Genomic DNA, 15189 nt, shown 5'->3' on the forward strand with positions numbered 1-15189 from the left:
AAATAGCGTTAAGCCTGTTCGGCTCGGGGTTAAGGCGCGCCAGGCAGGTCAAAATGAATGGTTTTGCCGGTAAAAAGATTTTTGGCGGCGGCCACTGGCTGGCTAATTTCTCGCAACACTACCGCCACACGTTTGGCCGGATACATCTCACCACCGACCAATGTTACGCTGCTAACACTTTCTACGCGGAAAAACGACCGCGGCGCATAGAGATATTCCTGCTCGGTGACGACGGTACTGGCTATGGGATAAGGCAGCGGAAGGCACGTGGCACCGTCTTTGATTTTATAATAAATCAATGTCTGTACCTGATTTTCCGCCGCTTCTTCGGCGGTCTGTTCGGTAAACAAGCGTGCATAGGTATCCTGCGAGGAGACGCTCATCAATGCCGGAAAATTAGTCACAATTTCGCCCGGCCCCAGACTGTCGCCCCAGGGATTAACCTGATTGGCTTGGTACTCAGCCACGCGCAAATATTCACCGGCCTGGCGAGGCAGCGGGCTGGCAATCGCGTCCAGCAAGCCCATAAATACCATTTTCTCCGCATGATCCCAGCGTGATACCGGATGGTTTTGATGCAGATGAACATTGATTTCGGCGTTGATCGGGGACAGCCCTATTTGCGCCAGATTTTTTTGTCCATCGTGATAACGGGTTTTATCGCCTTCTATCATGCTCCATACCCGCATGGCCAGTTTTTGGTTGTTAGGCAGGGCGTTAAACATCTCGATATAGGCCTTGCGTTCCAACGGCGTTTGCTGCAATGGGATGCCATGCTCGGGAAACAGGATGGTCTCAGCCTCGCGGGAGCCATAGCTTTCAATTTGAAGATATTGCGGATTAGGATACTGCGGCAATGGCATCACGATTAAATCATCATAGCTGAGCTGCGTATTCCACACTCTTGCCGCCCTGCCGCTCCCTTTACCGCCTAGCCCTTCCTGCAATATATTTTTAAGGTTCACCGCCGCTTTTTTCGGTACCCTAACCAGTTCATTCTTGCGCGTCAGCGTATATTTTATGCCGCTCGCCTCCCCCGACCGGGAATCAACCAGGAGATAAATGGTTTTGCGCCGGTAAGTATCGCCGTTTAACGGGATGATGGGGAAATAGCGCTGGGTTCCTTTCAACCGTGCGGTTTTATAAACAACGGGCTTTACCGCGTTACCGCCGGCATGTGCGAGCACGTCTAGTTTTGGCAGGATGGGCGCAATGTCTGGCATAAACCCGGCGACGGTTTTTAACGCGGCAACAAGCCGCCGGTTCACTGCCGCCCCGGCATGGAACATGACCTCCACCATGGCGGGATCGGCAAAGCGGGCTAAGTCCACCGCCAGGCTGATAAGCGCCTTTTGGCTCAGTTCGCCGGCGGCGGGCACCATGGCGTGGCGGACAAAATGCCGGGCACCGGCGGTTAACGCTTCGGTCAGGGACATCCTGGCCGCATAACTGGCCAGGCTGATACGCACCGCTCCGGCGGTCCCTATGCCGCCCTTCAGGGCCATACGGGAAACCAACGATCCCGCCTTACCCAGTAATGGCATCAGGCTGAAAACATCAAACAGGCAGGGAACTACCGCTTCCCTCGACTGGGCGATAATTCCGGAAATACAATCATGCAACGGTACTAAAGACGTTATCCCCTGCAGCACCTTTTCCTGAGTGGTGGCGTCGTAACCGCCTTTATCCAGTTGCAGTCGCAGATCATCCTGCGCCAGCCTGGACAAACTCAGAATTAAATCATCCAGTTGTTGCCCTGTTTTTTTTAATGTCGCGGCCTCGCTGGCGCCCGCGATGATTTTCAGGACATAATCCTGGTCTTTACGCGGCGTGATGTCATCCAGTAACGCATAATAATGACGCGGGTCGCGGTCGATGCGTTTTAAGCCGTAGGAAGTATCGCGTCGGTCAAGCGCAAAAATGTGTTCATCAGCGCCAGTAGTGGAGAACAATACCGCGCTTGCCGATAATGGAATGATATAAGTACTACGTGGAATGGTATGCGCTCCCAACACGCCTCGATATTGGTCATAAGCGGAAAAATGCGCGCTAGCCACCTTAACGGTGTTATTTTTAAGCAGTTGCAAATCCGTTGGGGACAGCGTGGCAAAGGCTTCCGCCAGCGTCAGCACGTCCACCGCGCGGAAACAGTCGACGATATGTTGATTTTGTTTACGAAACAGCTCATTAATATCAGGCAATAACTCAATGAGAGGATTAGCACCCGCGCTATTTTTTAAACAGCTATACTCATCGTGATTATTTTTATAGCTCTCCACATCAACGGCGTAATGACCGGTAGCCTCAGGCGCGCAGCGCTGATGTAAAATATCTTCGGCTAATTGGGTACGGGTGCGATAACCCCGCATGGCCTCGCTGAATTGGTTGAATGGATTATTACGTTCCTTTAGCAACCGGCTATCGTTGAAGAACTGCTCCACCGCCAGCCGCCTGACGGCGGGGTCGTCCATAACATACCTATCGTTTACCGGTTTGCCGTCACCAGTTTTATTTACCAGGAAATAAATGCAGGCGGGACGGATGAAAAAGCGGATCAGGCCGGGCGAAACCGTATCGGAAAGCAGCATGGCCTCCAGGGCTAAGCCTAAGGATGAAAGCGCCTGTCTAGACCATTGCCCCACGTCAAGATGCATTTCCTGAGCAAATTGCGTGCCTGCGTGCAGGTAGACCCAATCAATATCCCCGATATCATTCATCTTTCCGGCGGCATTATCCGCCGGCAAGTCAAGCGTGGGCATAACAGGCACGATGATGTGGCTGAAAATATACTTGACCGAGGCCACCGTCAGGGTTTTAAACATCGCAAAATGCTGATCAATCTTACGGTTTAATCCAGCAATATCAATCGCAAGACGGGGTTTTTCGCCATATTTCCCCGCCCCGGCATTAAGAATAATCTGCGCGATAAAATTATCCACCGTACCGTTGAGCACATTGCCGGCAACCCAGCTTTTTACCTGCTTCAATTGATAGTTAACGCTGAGATTTTCCCCCGGTTGGGCGCCAAACTCACCGGTATTACGCAATAATACCCGGGTTAATCCCGCTAAGCATTCTCCGGGCAGTGGCAGGCAATCGATCACCCGGTTTATCAGTGATTCTATTTGCGCGCCATCGTCCTTTCCCTGCCGGGAGACGACCTGCAAATAATTGGCGACATTTTCATTTTGTTTCGCCAGCGACGGCCTGTGTGCGGCTTTACGGCCCGCCGGCTGGCATTTGCCGCCAGGAAAAGATACCGCGCCGGTGTCTGTGCGGGCGGGGACGGCTAAGGTTGTAACAGACATTGCATTGGCATCCGCAGGATAATGAGCAGTGCTGTTCATCCTGTCCGGACGCGATAAGGCGTCATGATAGGCTCCCGGCACGGCGATAAACCGAGATGCGCTAGAGGCGTTACCATCAACCCTAGGGGTATCAGGCAGCATAGAGTGAGACAAGTACAAATAACGCAGCAGGTTATGCCCCAGCGTGGATTTGGATTTGCTGGGTCGGATGAACTGGTGGGCCGGTACTGGGTCGGTATTATTCAAAGATTTGATGGCGCTGAATAATTTCTTGGTTTCTACAATACCTTCATTGGTGGTTTCATTTTTTAGCAATTCATTTAACGATGTAATTGTTTCGGCGTTATTAGATATATACATATTAATCCTGAATAATGAGGAAAAATAGAAGAATGGCCATTATCACATAACTATTGGCGCTCATTAGAAATATCACACAAGCCAGTATTACAATAGTTATTCACCGAGACATAAAGCCATTTTGTCTATTTTTATAATCACTCAGTTTATTTTAATAATTATATATTCATCAAACAAATTGCATCAGCACCCTGGGAATTAACCCTTCACTTTATTCCGTTGTCCAGGCGTGCCTGAGCCGGGGAAATTGCGATCAACCACAAGCACGCCGCCTGTCCGCCTTAGCAGGCTTAATAGGGATGACGTGGCAAATTAACCGCGCGCCGGGCATCACGGCGCAATAGGAATTAAGTACCGATCGCGGGCGGCTAGCGGTAGATTGTGGCAGGCCGCTTAAGTCCGCGCAGGAGGTGTTTCGCCTGGCATAGCGCGGTGTTTTAGTCAGCAGCTTCGTTACGCTGGTTAAAGTGCGAGAGCAATCGCGTTTTGGCACGCCGGATTTCATCGGCGTCGGCATACATGACCGGTATGCTCTCCTGTGCGCGGTAATTTTCGGCGCCGATTTTGCTTATCAGAGTTATGGTTAATAACTCACCGTTACTGGTTTTCTCGGTGGTAAATTCCACTGTTTTATCCTAAGTCGCGTTATTTTGTCTTGCCCATTATAGCACCGCTGTTTGGTAATACCGCACAGGTTCCCGTCTTACATTCACCCAACGGCTCAACGGCAGCGCCGGGGACGGTCGTTAAGGGATGCGGCGCGCCCGTTTAAAACCGGGTAATGAAGCGGGTCAATCCTTACGGACGGTCATCATCATGCCATATGCCGGTGCGTAATGTCGCCGCAGAAAACTCCACATTGCGCCCGCGCCAGGGCAATGCCTGTCGCATACGCCAGGCGCTGACCAGCTTAAAACACCAGTAGCGCTCCGCGCCCTGTACATTCTCGCCGCTTGCCAACTGCCAGACGATCCGGGTTTCTCCCTGCAGATGCAAAATATCCCCCTGGGCAAAATCGATAAATACCAGCGCCGCGCGCGGTTGCGCCAGTAAATTACCCAGCGTGTTCATATAACGGTTGCCGCGAAAATCCGGGATCCACAGCGTTTCGTCGTCCAGATAAATAAATCCCGGCTTGCCGCCGCGATGTGAGATGTCCACCCCGCCCTCCGCCAGCTCAACGTGTGCGGCGCTGGCGACAAAGCAGGTATCGGCCTGCGCGATAAGGGTTCTGGCATCCTGGTCCAGAGCGCCGAGGCGCTCGATGGGGAAAAGGCGCGCGGGCGCGGGGTACAGCTCGCGTCGCTGGATATATTGCGGGCAATTGCCGAAGCTCTGGCGCGCAATAATCTCAATGCGGTTTTTATCCGTGCGCCCGACGAAACCGTTAACACGATTGCGGCGGCGATTGCTGAAATCCAGCCCAAGCGCGCCGACTGGGCGGCCGGTTTGCAGCGCGGCCTGGGCGGGATCGTCCAATCGGCGCTGTGAACTGATACGCAAATGCGTAGCGTCCGGCGCGCGCACGAACCCTTTCGGACCGCTAAATACCGTGGCAACCGGCCAGTCATGATCATCAAGCGTCGCGACAAACAGGTATGGCAGCGCGGCAAAAAATTCGCGGTGCTGCTCGGGCATGGTGGAATAAATGCCGCCGCTGATGGCGGCAAAGCCGGCCAGCGCCTGGGCGCGCAATTCGTCGGGATGAAACATGCTCACTCCTCCTGGGCGGTTTGCGGCAGCGGCAGCGACGGCATGGCGAAGAAACCTGGCAGCGCGGCGATGCGGGTGATCCAACGTCGGATTGCCGGATAGGGCGCCAGCGAAATGCCGCCTTCCGGCGCCGCGGCCACGTAGCTATAGCAGGCCAAATCGCCGATGGTGGGCTGGTCGGTGGCCAAAAACGCCCGTTTAGCCAGATGTCGTTCCATCTGCGGCAGAAAACGCCCGCTGATGGCCAGCGCCGCCGGATAATCCTCAGGCGCGGCAAATTGCACCACCATCCGGCTGGAGCCGGGACCATATCGTACTTCCCCGGCGGCCCTGGACAACCATACCTGTACCTGCGCCGCCGCCAGGGCCTCCTCGGGCAACCAGTGGCTGCCCGGCGCGTAGCGTTTTACCAGGTACACCATAATGGCATTGCTGTCTGTCAGGATCTTATCCCCATCAATCAATACCGGAATCTGGCCAACCGGATTCAGGCGCTGGAAATCGGCGGTGCGCCGTAGGGCGGCCGGGGCGTCGATAACATCATAAGAAAGCTTAAGCATACCTAGCAGCAAGGCCACGCGATGGCAGTGCCCGGAATGCGGGGTAGCGTAAAGTTGCAACGTTGGCATAAATACCTCCTGATGTGGTCTCTCCAGAATACTCTTGCGTTATGTGGAAAGAATGCGGGAATATGGCAATTGATAATTTCATTTATCGGAATAATTTATGGACCGGTTAGATGAACTGACTATTTTTGTGGCGGTAATCCAGCACGGCAGTCTGGCCGGCGCGGCCCGTAAGCTGCACCGCTCCGCACCGGCGATAACCCGTGCCATTGCCGCGCTGGAGCAACGGTTCGGCGCCAGATTGGTGGAGCGCACCACGCGGCGGCTGGCGCCGACCGAGGCCGGCCTGCGGCTGGCGGAGCGCGCCCGCGCGCTGTTGAACGATTACCAGGACGCGGTAATGGATACCGCGGAAATTCAGCTCACCGGTTTGCTGCGCATCACCTCTCCGGTACAGTTCGGCCGCCGGCATGTGGCGCCGGTGGTACTGTCCTTTCTTGAACGTTATCCGCATATCCAGATTGAGATGCTGCTGAACGACCGTAATCTCGATATGATCGATGAAGGGCTTGATGTGGCGATACGCATCGGCCATTTGCAGGATTCATCCAAAGTCGCGCGCAGGCTGGGCGAAGTCACACGGGTGATTGTAGCCAGCCCGGCGTATCTGGCCCGGTGCGGGGAGCCACGGGAGCCTGGGCAGTTGGCCGATCACGACACTATCGTCGGCACCCTACGCCCCGTTTTGCGTGAATGGCGCTTCGGCCCGCATGAAAATAGCGACCGGGTACGGTTAGCGCCGCGCCTGCTGCTCAATGATATAGAAACACAGCTGCTGGCGGCGCGCGCCGGTAAAGGCATTACGCGGTTGCTGTCTTACCAGGTGGCGGACGACCTGGCTGCCGGTACCCTGGTCCGGTTGCTGGCTGGATATGAACCTTTGCCGCTTCCGGTCCAGCTGGTGGCGAATAATGTGCAGCGCATGCCGCCAAAAGTCCGTGCGTTTTGGGATTATGCTTATCAGCAGCTCAGCCAATTGGGGCCGATACAGCCGCAGGGAATGTAACCGCCGCCCCCCAGGCTGACAGATGATGCGGATCATGCCAGGCGGAAATGCGCATCAAAAAGGGGCCTACTTATGCAGACTGGCCGCAAACATCGGCCAGCGCCATTCCCTCTGGTTCAATCATAGGGGATTTGCTTTAATTCCTTCACTCTCTCCTCGTTAAGTTTAGTGACGCATTCATTAGTAAAAACCTTATACGGATTACTATTTTTCTCGGCAACATGGGCCACCAGCTTGCAGTGATTCTCCCGGTAATTTAGCCAATTCCGCTGCGCCGCTAAAAATACGGCCTGGTATTCTTTTTTTACCTGCGCTTCGTTGGCGAAAACGCCTCGGATGCGTTTTTTCGCTGCGGCATATTCTTGGTTAAGCGCTTTCTCGGCGGCCACACGATTATCCAACGCACAGATATATACCTCAGAATCGCTGTTTTTCTTCGAACAATCAGCCGCCGCATGCGCTGCCCCGCTTAAGCATGTGAAACAAACGATCGTTCCCATTACACATTTCCGTTCCATTTCAACCTCGATATTACTGATATTTCCTGAGGTAATTCGCGCGCTGGCGACCCTTTTCATAAACCTTTAGCTGATCGTTAGTTTCAATGAAATGAATTAAAGCTTTAATATCATTACCCATACAGGCTTTCATTGTTCTTTCGAAGCCCAGGCCCTGATAGACAAAATCGACGGCGATGTCTCTGATAGCCGGTTTCAGCGCCTCCCAGGCGGTTCTTGCGGGGAAGCGCGCCGTTTTATATTCATAAATCGCTTTGGCCCGCAAAATATATGCCGGGTAGACCATCTCGAACAAGCGAGCCTGTGCCTCGCGGCTAATAACGCCGCATTCTTTTTTATGTTTAAGTACAAATTGCTGCGCGGACACCCCCTGAAGCAAGTTAGCACGCGAGATTATTTCTGCCCGGTCGGCGGGAATGCCCGCACGGGTTAACTCTGCAAAAATCGTTTTCTTGTTGCGGCCGCCCATATCGTAGCCGCGGCCCAGGGTCACACCGGAAACACCCTGGGGCCAATGCAGCTGCCGGCTAAAATAGAGACTGGAGGGATCATCATTGCCTTCGGCGTCAAATGTCACCTGCCCGGCGCTGACCGTCAGGCGCCCAGAATCAGCATGTCCGCTTTCCTGGCCTGTCGCTGTTGGCGAGTCAGGTGAACGACCGGCGGATAATTCTTTTAGCGTTTTGCCGGTTGAAGTGATCATCCCGTCAGGATGAGGGGGAGACGTGGTCTGAAAACGCTTCATCGCCCGGATGGTTTCATGATTGCAAGCGCCATCATTCCTGATTGAAAACCCGTTGGCTTGCAGCAGCGTTTGCACTGCCGCCACCTCTGCCGGATTATTTACGCCCCCATGACCAACGGACCCTGATATACGCATCATCACCTCCATTTGACTGCTGCAATTATCGGATTTAGTTCCAATGTACTTAATGGCCGTGGCAGATACATCCCTAAATGTATTTTTCTACAAACCCGTTTCAGAAGCATTGATGAATAAACCGAATTTTTATATTTCCCCGGTTAATGTCCATCATCAATAATTCCGTTAATATTCACATGATTTACAGATCATTTAAAAACATGGTTACAGATTTCATGGCGACGTTGTTTATTGCGTCTTATTCACTATCATCGCGCGGAAGAAGACAACGGGGCTACGAGCAATACTGGCAGCGCCAGGTCCTTTGACCCAACCGTGCCTGAATCCCTGCGCTGCCCATGATCAAGCGCGGCTGTGGTGGAAAAAAGTCAACGCCGTCGCTGCCTAGAGAGGGTTGAATGCCAGAACCCTCAAGGCAGTTTGGCGAGCCGCACGGTTTATCCCGCAAACAAAATAAATTCGAGCGGCCCCACTATGCCAACATGGGCAACACTGTTTTACTATGCCGCGGGTTGATTCGGTGTATTAATATTTTGGTCGCAGGCTGCCTGCCGCAAGACAACATCCCGTAAGACCTGACTATTTTTTATACATAAAGTATAAATATTTCCCTTAAGTCGCATATTTGCCACTAATAAAATTATTTAATGAATTACTATGCACTCAAAATAAAAATCCGACAAAAAATTTTAATTTACAAGGGCTATGTGTGACTTTAATTTTTAATAAAAAATAGAAATATAAATCGGAAGGGTTAGCATCTGATTTGTATGATAATTATACGAAAAAAAAATTATAATTACACGATTTTATAGGGGAAATTAATTTTAATGCAAATTTCCCCTCGCAATAGGGCTATACTTAAAACATTAAGAAACATAATCATTACTCACTTTACATATGAACTTCATATGGGATGACGAAAAGGAATCTTGAACGCTAAAACACCATCATTGCGCTAAATCGTCATACTACTAAAACGGTCACCTGTCAGCTCGCGCCACGGACACCTGCGTGAGAGCTGAGTTATGCGGTAAGCGTTGTTTTACGAAGAATGAAACAACCCTCAATAACGCCATGGCCCTGTGCTACGCCAAGCGCTGGCGTGTATTATACAAACAGTTGTTGCTGATAAATAGGATCATTGTGATTTTAAGGAGACAACAGAATGGATAGCAAAGAAATTTGTAAACATATTCATGATTTTAACTTCTCTTATTTATACTTGGCGCAACTCCTGATAAATCAGGACAAGGCCCTGGCAATGTTCCGCCTGGGTATTGATGACGCCATGGCTGATACGCTGAAAAATTTGCTGCCCTCCCAGATGACCAAATTATCGGAAGCCAGCCAGCTGTTATGCTTGTTTCGTTTCGATGAGCCTCAAACCATCAGATTGTTAACATGGGATTCTCGGGTGGACGACCTGCAACAACTTCATACAGGTATTTTACTGTCTGGGTCGTTAATAAAACATACAAGCGCAAAAATAATACCGTTGCCCCATAAAAAAGTACATCCATAATGAGCAAAAGCATTGTCCAGGAAGCAAAAGATATCCAGATAGCCATAGCACTTATTACCCTGGGCGCCAGGCTACAAATGCTCGAATGTGAAACGCAGATAAGCCGCGCAAGATTAGTCAACTTATATAAAGAGTTGCGCGGTAACTCGCCGCCCAAAGGGATGCTGCCATTTTCTACCGACTGGTATATGACATGGGAGCAGAATATGCACTCATCCACATTTTATAATATATTTCAGGTATTAAAGAAAAACGGTGACGCCGGCGATCTCGTGACAATTATCCAGGCTTACGGTTTATATCTTGAACAATGCCCGCTGTTGGATAATGAACCACCGCTTCTGAGCATAACCCGAGCCTGGATTTTGGTGCGATTTATGAATAGCGGCATGCTGCAATTAACGTCGTGCAATCATTGCCATGGCAAATTTATTACCTATGCCCATCATCCAATTCATGGATTTGTCTGCAGCTTTTGTCAACCACCGTCGCGTGCGGTAAGAAAACGGCAAAGCATTTCGGCCTTGCCGATGGTACAGTACTAAATGCGTGCCAAATCGTCACATTCAATCATTCTTAATGAGAAGCATAAAGGCTATTTTAAATGGCCTTTTCCTTCTCTTCATAAAATCAAACAGGCCGGTCATTACGCTCCCGGCCATTGTTATACATGTTAAGCTATCAAATGCCGTTGATATTGACGCCATGTGAATTTTCAGGATTGGTTGCAGAAGATTCCGCGTCGAGCAGGCTTAAAACACCAGGCTATTTACATTATGAGTGCATATCTCCTGCATCGGCCTCATGCACCCTTTCATTCACTGCCGTTTACAGCAATCCATACCCGTTTGCCAAGCCGTCTCGCCCCCCTTTACCGATCCCAGTTTGTCATCAATATCCAGCCTCAGGTTCCGTTTGATTGCTGAAGACGACTGAAACTGATAAACCACGTCGCTTCTTTCTATAAAAAAAGATCGAACACTCTTCACGCTGTTAAAAAAACCATAAATACAATAAGTTAAATAGATCATTTGAAAAGGTGTCTACAAAATGGCTACCGTAAATCATGACGATGGCCGCCTTGCCTATACTCAACATTATTGAGGATGCCAAGGTTGTTCAAGCGGACGGTACGAATTATTATCTATGACACCCTTCTCCCAAACTAACTTGCCGAACCTAGTAAATCCCCTCCCGTAACATGCTCTTTACGTGATGATTCATAGGTAAGCGGATGACGAACTCGCCTTGCCGTTCGACATTGACCTGACGATGCTGACTGCCGTGCCCATCATACTGATTTGGCAATATAGGGAACCGTTATGGAACTATTGAGGCACGCTCTGTCATTATACAGCCTCACACATGTTTCTCTTTTTGCATTATTAGCGGGTTGTTTTTGCAGGCTAATCTTGTCGGCCGGGCCGTCGGGTCCGGCTATTTTTTGACACCCAGGCAGGTTCCGTTTGCGGTGTTCTTCCATCAGCGAGTGACGGGCCGGCAGAATGCCGCAGGTTACCCACCCGGATTACGTGAAGCTGTTTTCAGCGTAGGGCAACAGTGATCCTACCCAGCAATAACGGACACAGCCCTAAGCGAGATTCTTTCGTTCCTATTGTTCCGGGCTTAGCCAACCATTGGCACTGTGCCGACGGTATCGGCCAGTGGCAACGCTTGCTTGCGAAATTCGGGCGTGTATTAATTATGTGGCTTATTTTTAACAGCTGTCGATTTCGTCATGGATCACCTCCGTCAATGAGTTTACCCCACTTAACAGCGTGTCCGTCAAATCTGGGTAGGATCAGTTTAGACCGGATATCAGTTTTCGGACAAATGTCGGGCAACTTCGGATGTTCAAATCTTATTCATATAAATCAATGACATAAAAAAGACCGAATACTATTCATATCTTAAAAAAAACATATTAAACAACTACTTATAAAAATAATATTTGTGATTGACTACAAAATGGCTACATCAAAAAAATCCATGGAGGTAGGCTATCGGCTATCGGCTATCGGCTATCGGCTATCGGCTGTAAATTCCCGTGCCAAAGTAGTATTTTAAGATAAAACTAATATTAATCAATGTGTTAACATAAAATGATTATATCACTAGATTATTATTAGCATATTGATTATATTATTGTGATTATTTTTTGAATTCACTGGTATAAATAATATGGAGTTGCTTAATAAGGTTTTTGAAAATTACTTCAACGACAAAATAGCTCTCAAAAATAAAGCTAAGTCTAAAGCTAGTGAGAATATAAAAAGCGTAAATTCAATCATACGAGAAATTCCAGATTTATTCAATAATATAATCAACTCACTGAAAAGAAAAGACCTACTAGTCCACGGTTCCATCGGGCAAGGAAATATGGCAGAGATCCCTTGGATAAGTATATTCAACAAAAACATTACATCCTCTGCTCAGTATGGCTATTATATAGTGTTATTATTTTCCGCAGATATGAATAAATGTTTTTTATCTCTTAATCAGGCTATTACTGCATTCACCAATTTATACGCGAATAAAGATGCATATTCAAAAATTCAAGAAGTATCAAGATTTGCTCAAAATTATATACCGTCAAAATCTAATCTTATAATTGGTGAGATTGACCTGTCTGCAAAAAAACATTTAGGCAAAGGTTATGAACTTGGATCTATAGCAAGTTTTCAATATACATCAACTATGGATGTTTCATTGGAAGTTTTTTCCGATGATTTATTATATTTATTAAACTGCTATGATTTACTTTTTGATAAGTTTGGTAGTTCGTTAGATAGCATCTTAGTATCATCAGAATCTCGTTTTCAAACTGAGGTTTTGGACATAGTAAACAAACGGCAGCAAAAAAAGATGAAAGACTCCGTTATCATTGACATTGCCTCGGATATCAATGGCGTGATGATTCCCGACAAGAAAAAAGTGAATGGTAGAATGATTTTTGTCCGTGATCCTTTAGTTTCCTCAGAAGCATTTTTCAAATCCAATTTTTCTTGTGAAGCTAACAAAAATCATCTTACATTTATATCAAAAGTTACTCAGAAAAATTTCGTTGAAGCTCATCATTTAATACCTATGAAACAGCAAAATGAATTCCTATTTTCTTTGGATGTAGTTGAAAACATTGTCACATTATGCCCGAATTGTCATCGTCTACTTCATCATGCAAGTTTTTTGGATAAACGTCATGTAATATCTAAACTCTTAGAAGAAAAAAAGGAAGGCCTAAAAAATAGAGAGATATTAGTAGAAATGGATGTATTGCTAAACTATTATGCTTGATTAGTCGAACTAAAAGAATTAAATCCATATTGCGATGCCATATGGATTTAATAAAAAATCAACTTTCTGGAATTTCTCCGGTCTCAAGCATTAGGCCGAACTCATCTTCATTTAGGATGATAACACCCTTCATTCGGGCTGCTGTGACTTTGGTCGGCCCAGCATTATACCCACAACATAAAAATTGCAGATTCTGCGTTACCGAGCTTCTCACCAATAGCTTATTTTCTTCCGCAAGAGTTATAAGGCGGTCTTTATCGTTTTTCTTGAAGCCGGTGAAACAAACTTCAAGCAAGGATGGCTTCTTTTTTGGGGAGGTAACATAATGATCATACTGCGATTTATCGAGTGTCTCGTAACGTGATAACGCATCATCAAGGGTATAAAACTCCTCGATAATGCGGTCTTTCCGAAACGTTTTTAGCGTATTTGACTGGCTGCATATTCCCTGAATGTGTAGTTCTGAATCACTAACCTGCAATAAAGAAAAAACCCTCACAATACGCTTAGCATTAATATAAATAAAATTTCTACTGGCCATAAATATCCTTATAAAAGTTGCTTTATGCAACCGGCCACTACCCCCCTTGCTTTAACCTCATCAACCGAACATTCGAACTCACCATCTTTACCCGTAACACGTAAACGGTTTCCTGGCCGCCTCGATACACTGTAAACGTCTAGTGTGCCATCGATATCTAGCAGCCATGTCCCGTTTGATAGTTCAATACTATCAAAACTGATCAACCACGCCCTATTCCCAGAATAGATATAGCGTAACGAATCGGCGCTTATGTCCTTGGGTAAAAACCGATTATCGACAATGCACTGTCCTTGCGGTTCAAGTTTGCCAGCGACCAATTGCAAACACTCCAACGTTATCGCCCCTGGGACTGAATTCTTTACACCTGCTGGCAGATCTTGCATGGCGCCTGAACCAGTCGAGAGCCATTCCAGGGATACACCGGTATCAAGAGCGCAAGCGATAACCACATCACCGGGGAAAAAATTGCGCCTTACCCAGGTACTGATTGTACCGGAAGAAATGTTTAATAAATCGCCAAGCTCTTTTTGAGTATCGAATCCGTAGGCATCGAGAATACGGCGCAGCACGGCTTTGCCGCCAGATGCCAGGATCTTGTCGTAGAGCGGTTTACCTTTCAGCGCCCTACTCGGCTGACTGGAGTTTGCTTTTGCAAGCTCACCCGTAACCAACCACCTTGCGTCCGCACCAGTATCAACAGAGCATTTCAGAATGACATTGCTTGGTACGCTATTACGCTGGACCCAATTGCTGACAGTGTTTGTCGGAATATCGGTGGCCTCACTAAGCGCCTTTTGAGTGGCGACGCCGTAGCTTGACATGATCCGTTCCAATACCAACGAAGCATTCCCGTCAAAATTATTAATATCCAATAAATACACTCCATGAGTATTTACAAACACACACAGCGTGATCTATAGTGACTACACACCACATGTAACACCATAGAACACAAACCACATACGGGAGATATTGCTTTATGGATTCAGAGAATGCAATGCCAAAACAAAGTTCAAGGCAAGTCTTTAAGAGCGAGATCATCTCTTCCTTGGTTGATTCGTTAACTCCGATACTGGGCAAATTCGTTGCCGAAGCAGTGGACCTGGCTGTCGATGACCATATGTCCTTAAAAATGGCGTCTCCCACCATTTCTAAAAAGGATTTTGCTGCCATCAATGGCATTAGCCATTCAGTGCTTGAAAAATGGATCGCTAATGGCGTCGTGCTACTGGCCCCTACTCCTACAGCTACCGTTCGAAGAATTCGCAAATGCGAGATAACTGGCGAAAAAAGCATTGTCGTGATGGAAAAACACGGCAACGCCCTTATCAACCTGGAAGCCTGGCGCGAGAAGAACCGCCAACAGGCTATCAAATGCCGCTACATCAAAGCCTAACTTGATTATTCAAGTT

At 48.2% G+C, this 15189-nt stretch carries 13 protein-coding genes; 5 read left to right on the plus strand and 8 right to left on the minus strand.

Annotated elements, in window-relative coordinates:
- Nucleotides 1–29: 29 nt before the first annotated feature.
- The 4 genes from ACL2XG_RS04975 to ACL2XG_RS04990 all read right to left on the minus strand — a co-directional run bounded on the left by ACL2XG_RS04975 (nucleotide 30) and on the right by ACL2XG_RS04990 (nucleotide 6010).
- Complete coding sequence (locus ACL2XG_RS04975; protein ID WP_413722753.1) at nucleotides 30–3308, minus strand: hypothetical protein; 3279 nt, start codon at nucleotides 3306–3308, stop codon at nucleotides 30–32.
- A gap of 797 nt (nucleotides 3309–4105) precedes the next feature.
- Nucleotides 4106–4294, minus strand: coding sequence for a hypothetical protein (locus tag ACL2XG_RS04980; RefSeq protein WP_410015315.1), 189 nt, complete (start codon nucleotides 4292–4294; stop codon nucleotides 4106–4108).
- Nucleotides 4295–4466: 172 nt separating this feature from the next.
- Nucleotides 4467–5381: a pyridoxamine 5'-phosphate oxidase family protein gene (locus ACL2XG_RS04985; protein WP_413722752.1), complete on the minus strand. Its 915-nt coding sequence runs from the start codon at nucleotides 5379–5381 to the stop codon at nucleotides 4467–4469.
- A gap of 2 nt (nucleotides 5382–5383) precedes the next feature.
- Nucleotides 5384–6010, minus strand: coding sequence for a glutathione S-transferase (locus ACL2XG_RS04990; protein ID WP_413722751.1), 627 nt, complete (start codon nucleotides 6008–6010; stop codon nucleotides 5384–5386).
- Nucleotides 6011–6107: 97 nt separating this feature from the next.
- Here ACL2XG_RS04990 and ACL2XG_RS04995 point away from each other — a divergent pair, with 97 nt between their 5' ends.
- Nucleotides 6108–7013 carry a LysR family transcriptional regulator gene (locus ACL2XG_RS04995; protein WP_413722750.1) on the plus strand — a complete coding sequence of 302 codons (906 nt, stop codon included), beginning with the start codon at nucleotides 6108–6110 and terminating at the stop codon, nucleotides 7011–7013.
- Between the two features lie 116 nt (nucleotides 7014–7129).
- On the opposite strand, the gene ACL2XG_RS05000 is transcribed toward ACL2XG_RS04995, so the two are convergent.
- On the minus strand, nucleotides 7130–7513 hold the full coding sequence (locus ACL2XG_RS05000) for a lysozyme inhibitor LprI family protein (RefSeq protein WP_413722749.1): 384 nt from the start codon (nucleotides 7511–7513) through the stop codon (nucleotides 7130–7132).
- A 31-nt stretch (nucleotides 7514–7544) separates the two neighbouring features.
- Entirely contained in the window at nucleotides 7545–8351 is an 807-nt protein-coding gene (locus ACL2XG_RS05005; protein WP_413722748.1) for a hypothetical protein, read from the minus strand.
- Nucleotides 8352–9582: 1231 nt separating this feature from the next.
- Between ACL2XG_RS05005 and flhD the strand changes: the two genes are divergently transcribed.
- From flhD to ACL2XG_RS05020, 3 genes are all read left to right on the plus strand, one after another.
- A complete protein-coding gene (gene flhD, locus ACL2XG_RS05010; RefSeq protein WP_410015321.1) occupies nucleotides 9583–9939 on the plus strand; it encodes a flagellar transcriptional regulator FlhD in 357 nt (118 codons plus the stop codon).
- Entirely contained in the window at nucleotides 9936–10484 is a 549-nt protein-coding gene (flhC, locus tag ACL2XG_RS05015) for a flagellar transcriptional regulator FlhC (protein ID WP_410016560.1), read from the plus strand. Before flhD ends, flhC begins: the two co-directional genes overlap by 4 nt.
- A gap of 1636 nt (nucleotides 10485–12120) precedes the next feature.
- Nucleotides 12121–13233 (plus strand): MrcB family domain-containing protein, encoded by a 1113-nt coding sequence (locus ACL2XG_RS05020; RefSeq protein WP_413722747.1) that lies wholly within the window; start codon nucleotides 12121–12123, stop codon nucleotides 13231–13233.
- Nucleotides 13234–13291: 58 nt separating this feature from the next.
- Here ACL2XG_RS05020 and ACL2XG_RS05025 read toward each other — a convergent pair whose 3' ends face one another.
- Entirely contained in the window at nucleotides 13292–13774 is a 483-nt protein-coding gene (locus ACL2XG_RS05025; RefSeq protein ID WP_413722746.1) for a BRCT domain-containing protein, read from the minus strand.
- A gap of 8 nt (nucleotides 13775–13782) precedes the next feature.
- Nucleotides 13783–14649 carry a helix-turn-helix domain-containing protein gene (locus ACL2XG_RS05030; RefSeq protein WP_413722745.1) on the minus strand — a complete coding sequence of 289 codons (867 nt, stop codon included), beginning with the start codon at nucleotides 14647–14649 and terminating at the stop codon, nucleotides 13783–13785.
- Nucleotides 14650–14756: 107 nt separating this feature from the next.
- On the opposite strand from ACL2XG_RS05030, the gene ACL2XG_RS05035 reads away from it, so the two are divergent.
- Nucleotides 14757–15173, plus strand: a complete 417-nt coding sequence (locus tag ACL2XG_RS05035; protein WP_413722744.1) for a hypothetical protein — start codon at nucleotides 14757–14759, stop codon at nucleotides 15171–15173.
- Nucleotides 15174–15189 lie beyond the last annotated feature (16 nt).

Origin of the sequence: Sodalis sp. RH24, assembly GCF_047324145.1 — a bacterium.
Lineage (GTDB): Bacteria > Pseudomonadota > Gammaproteobacteria > Enterobacterales > Enterobacteriaceae > Acerihabitans.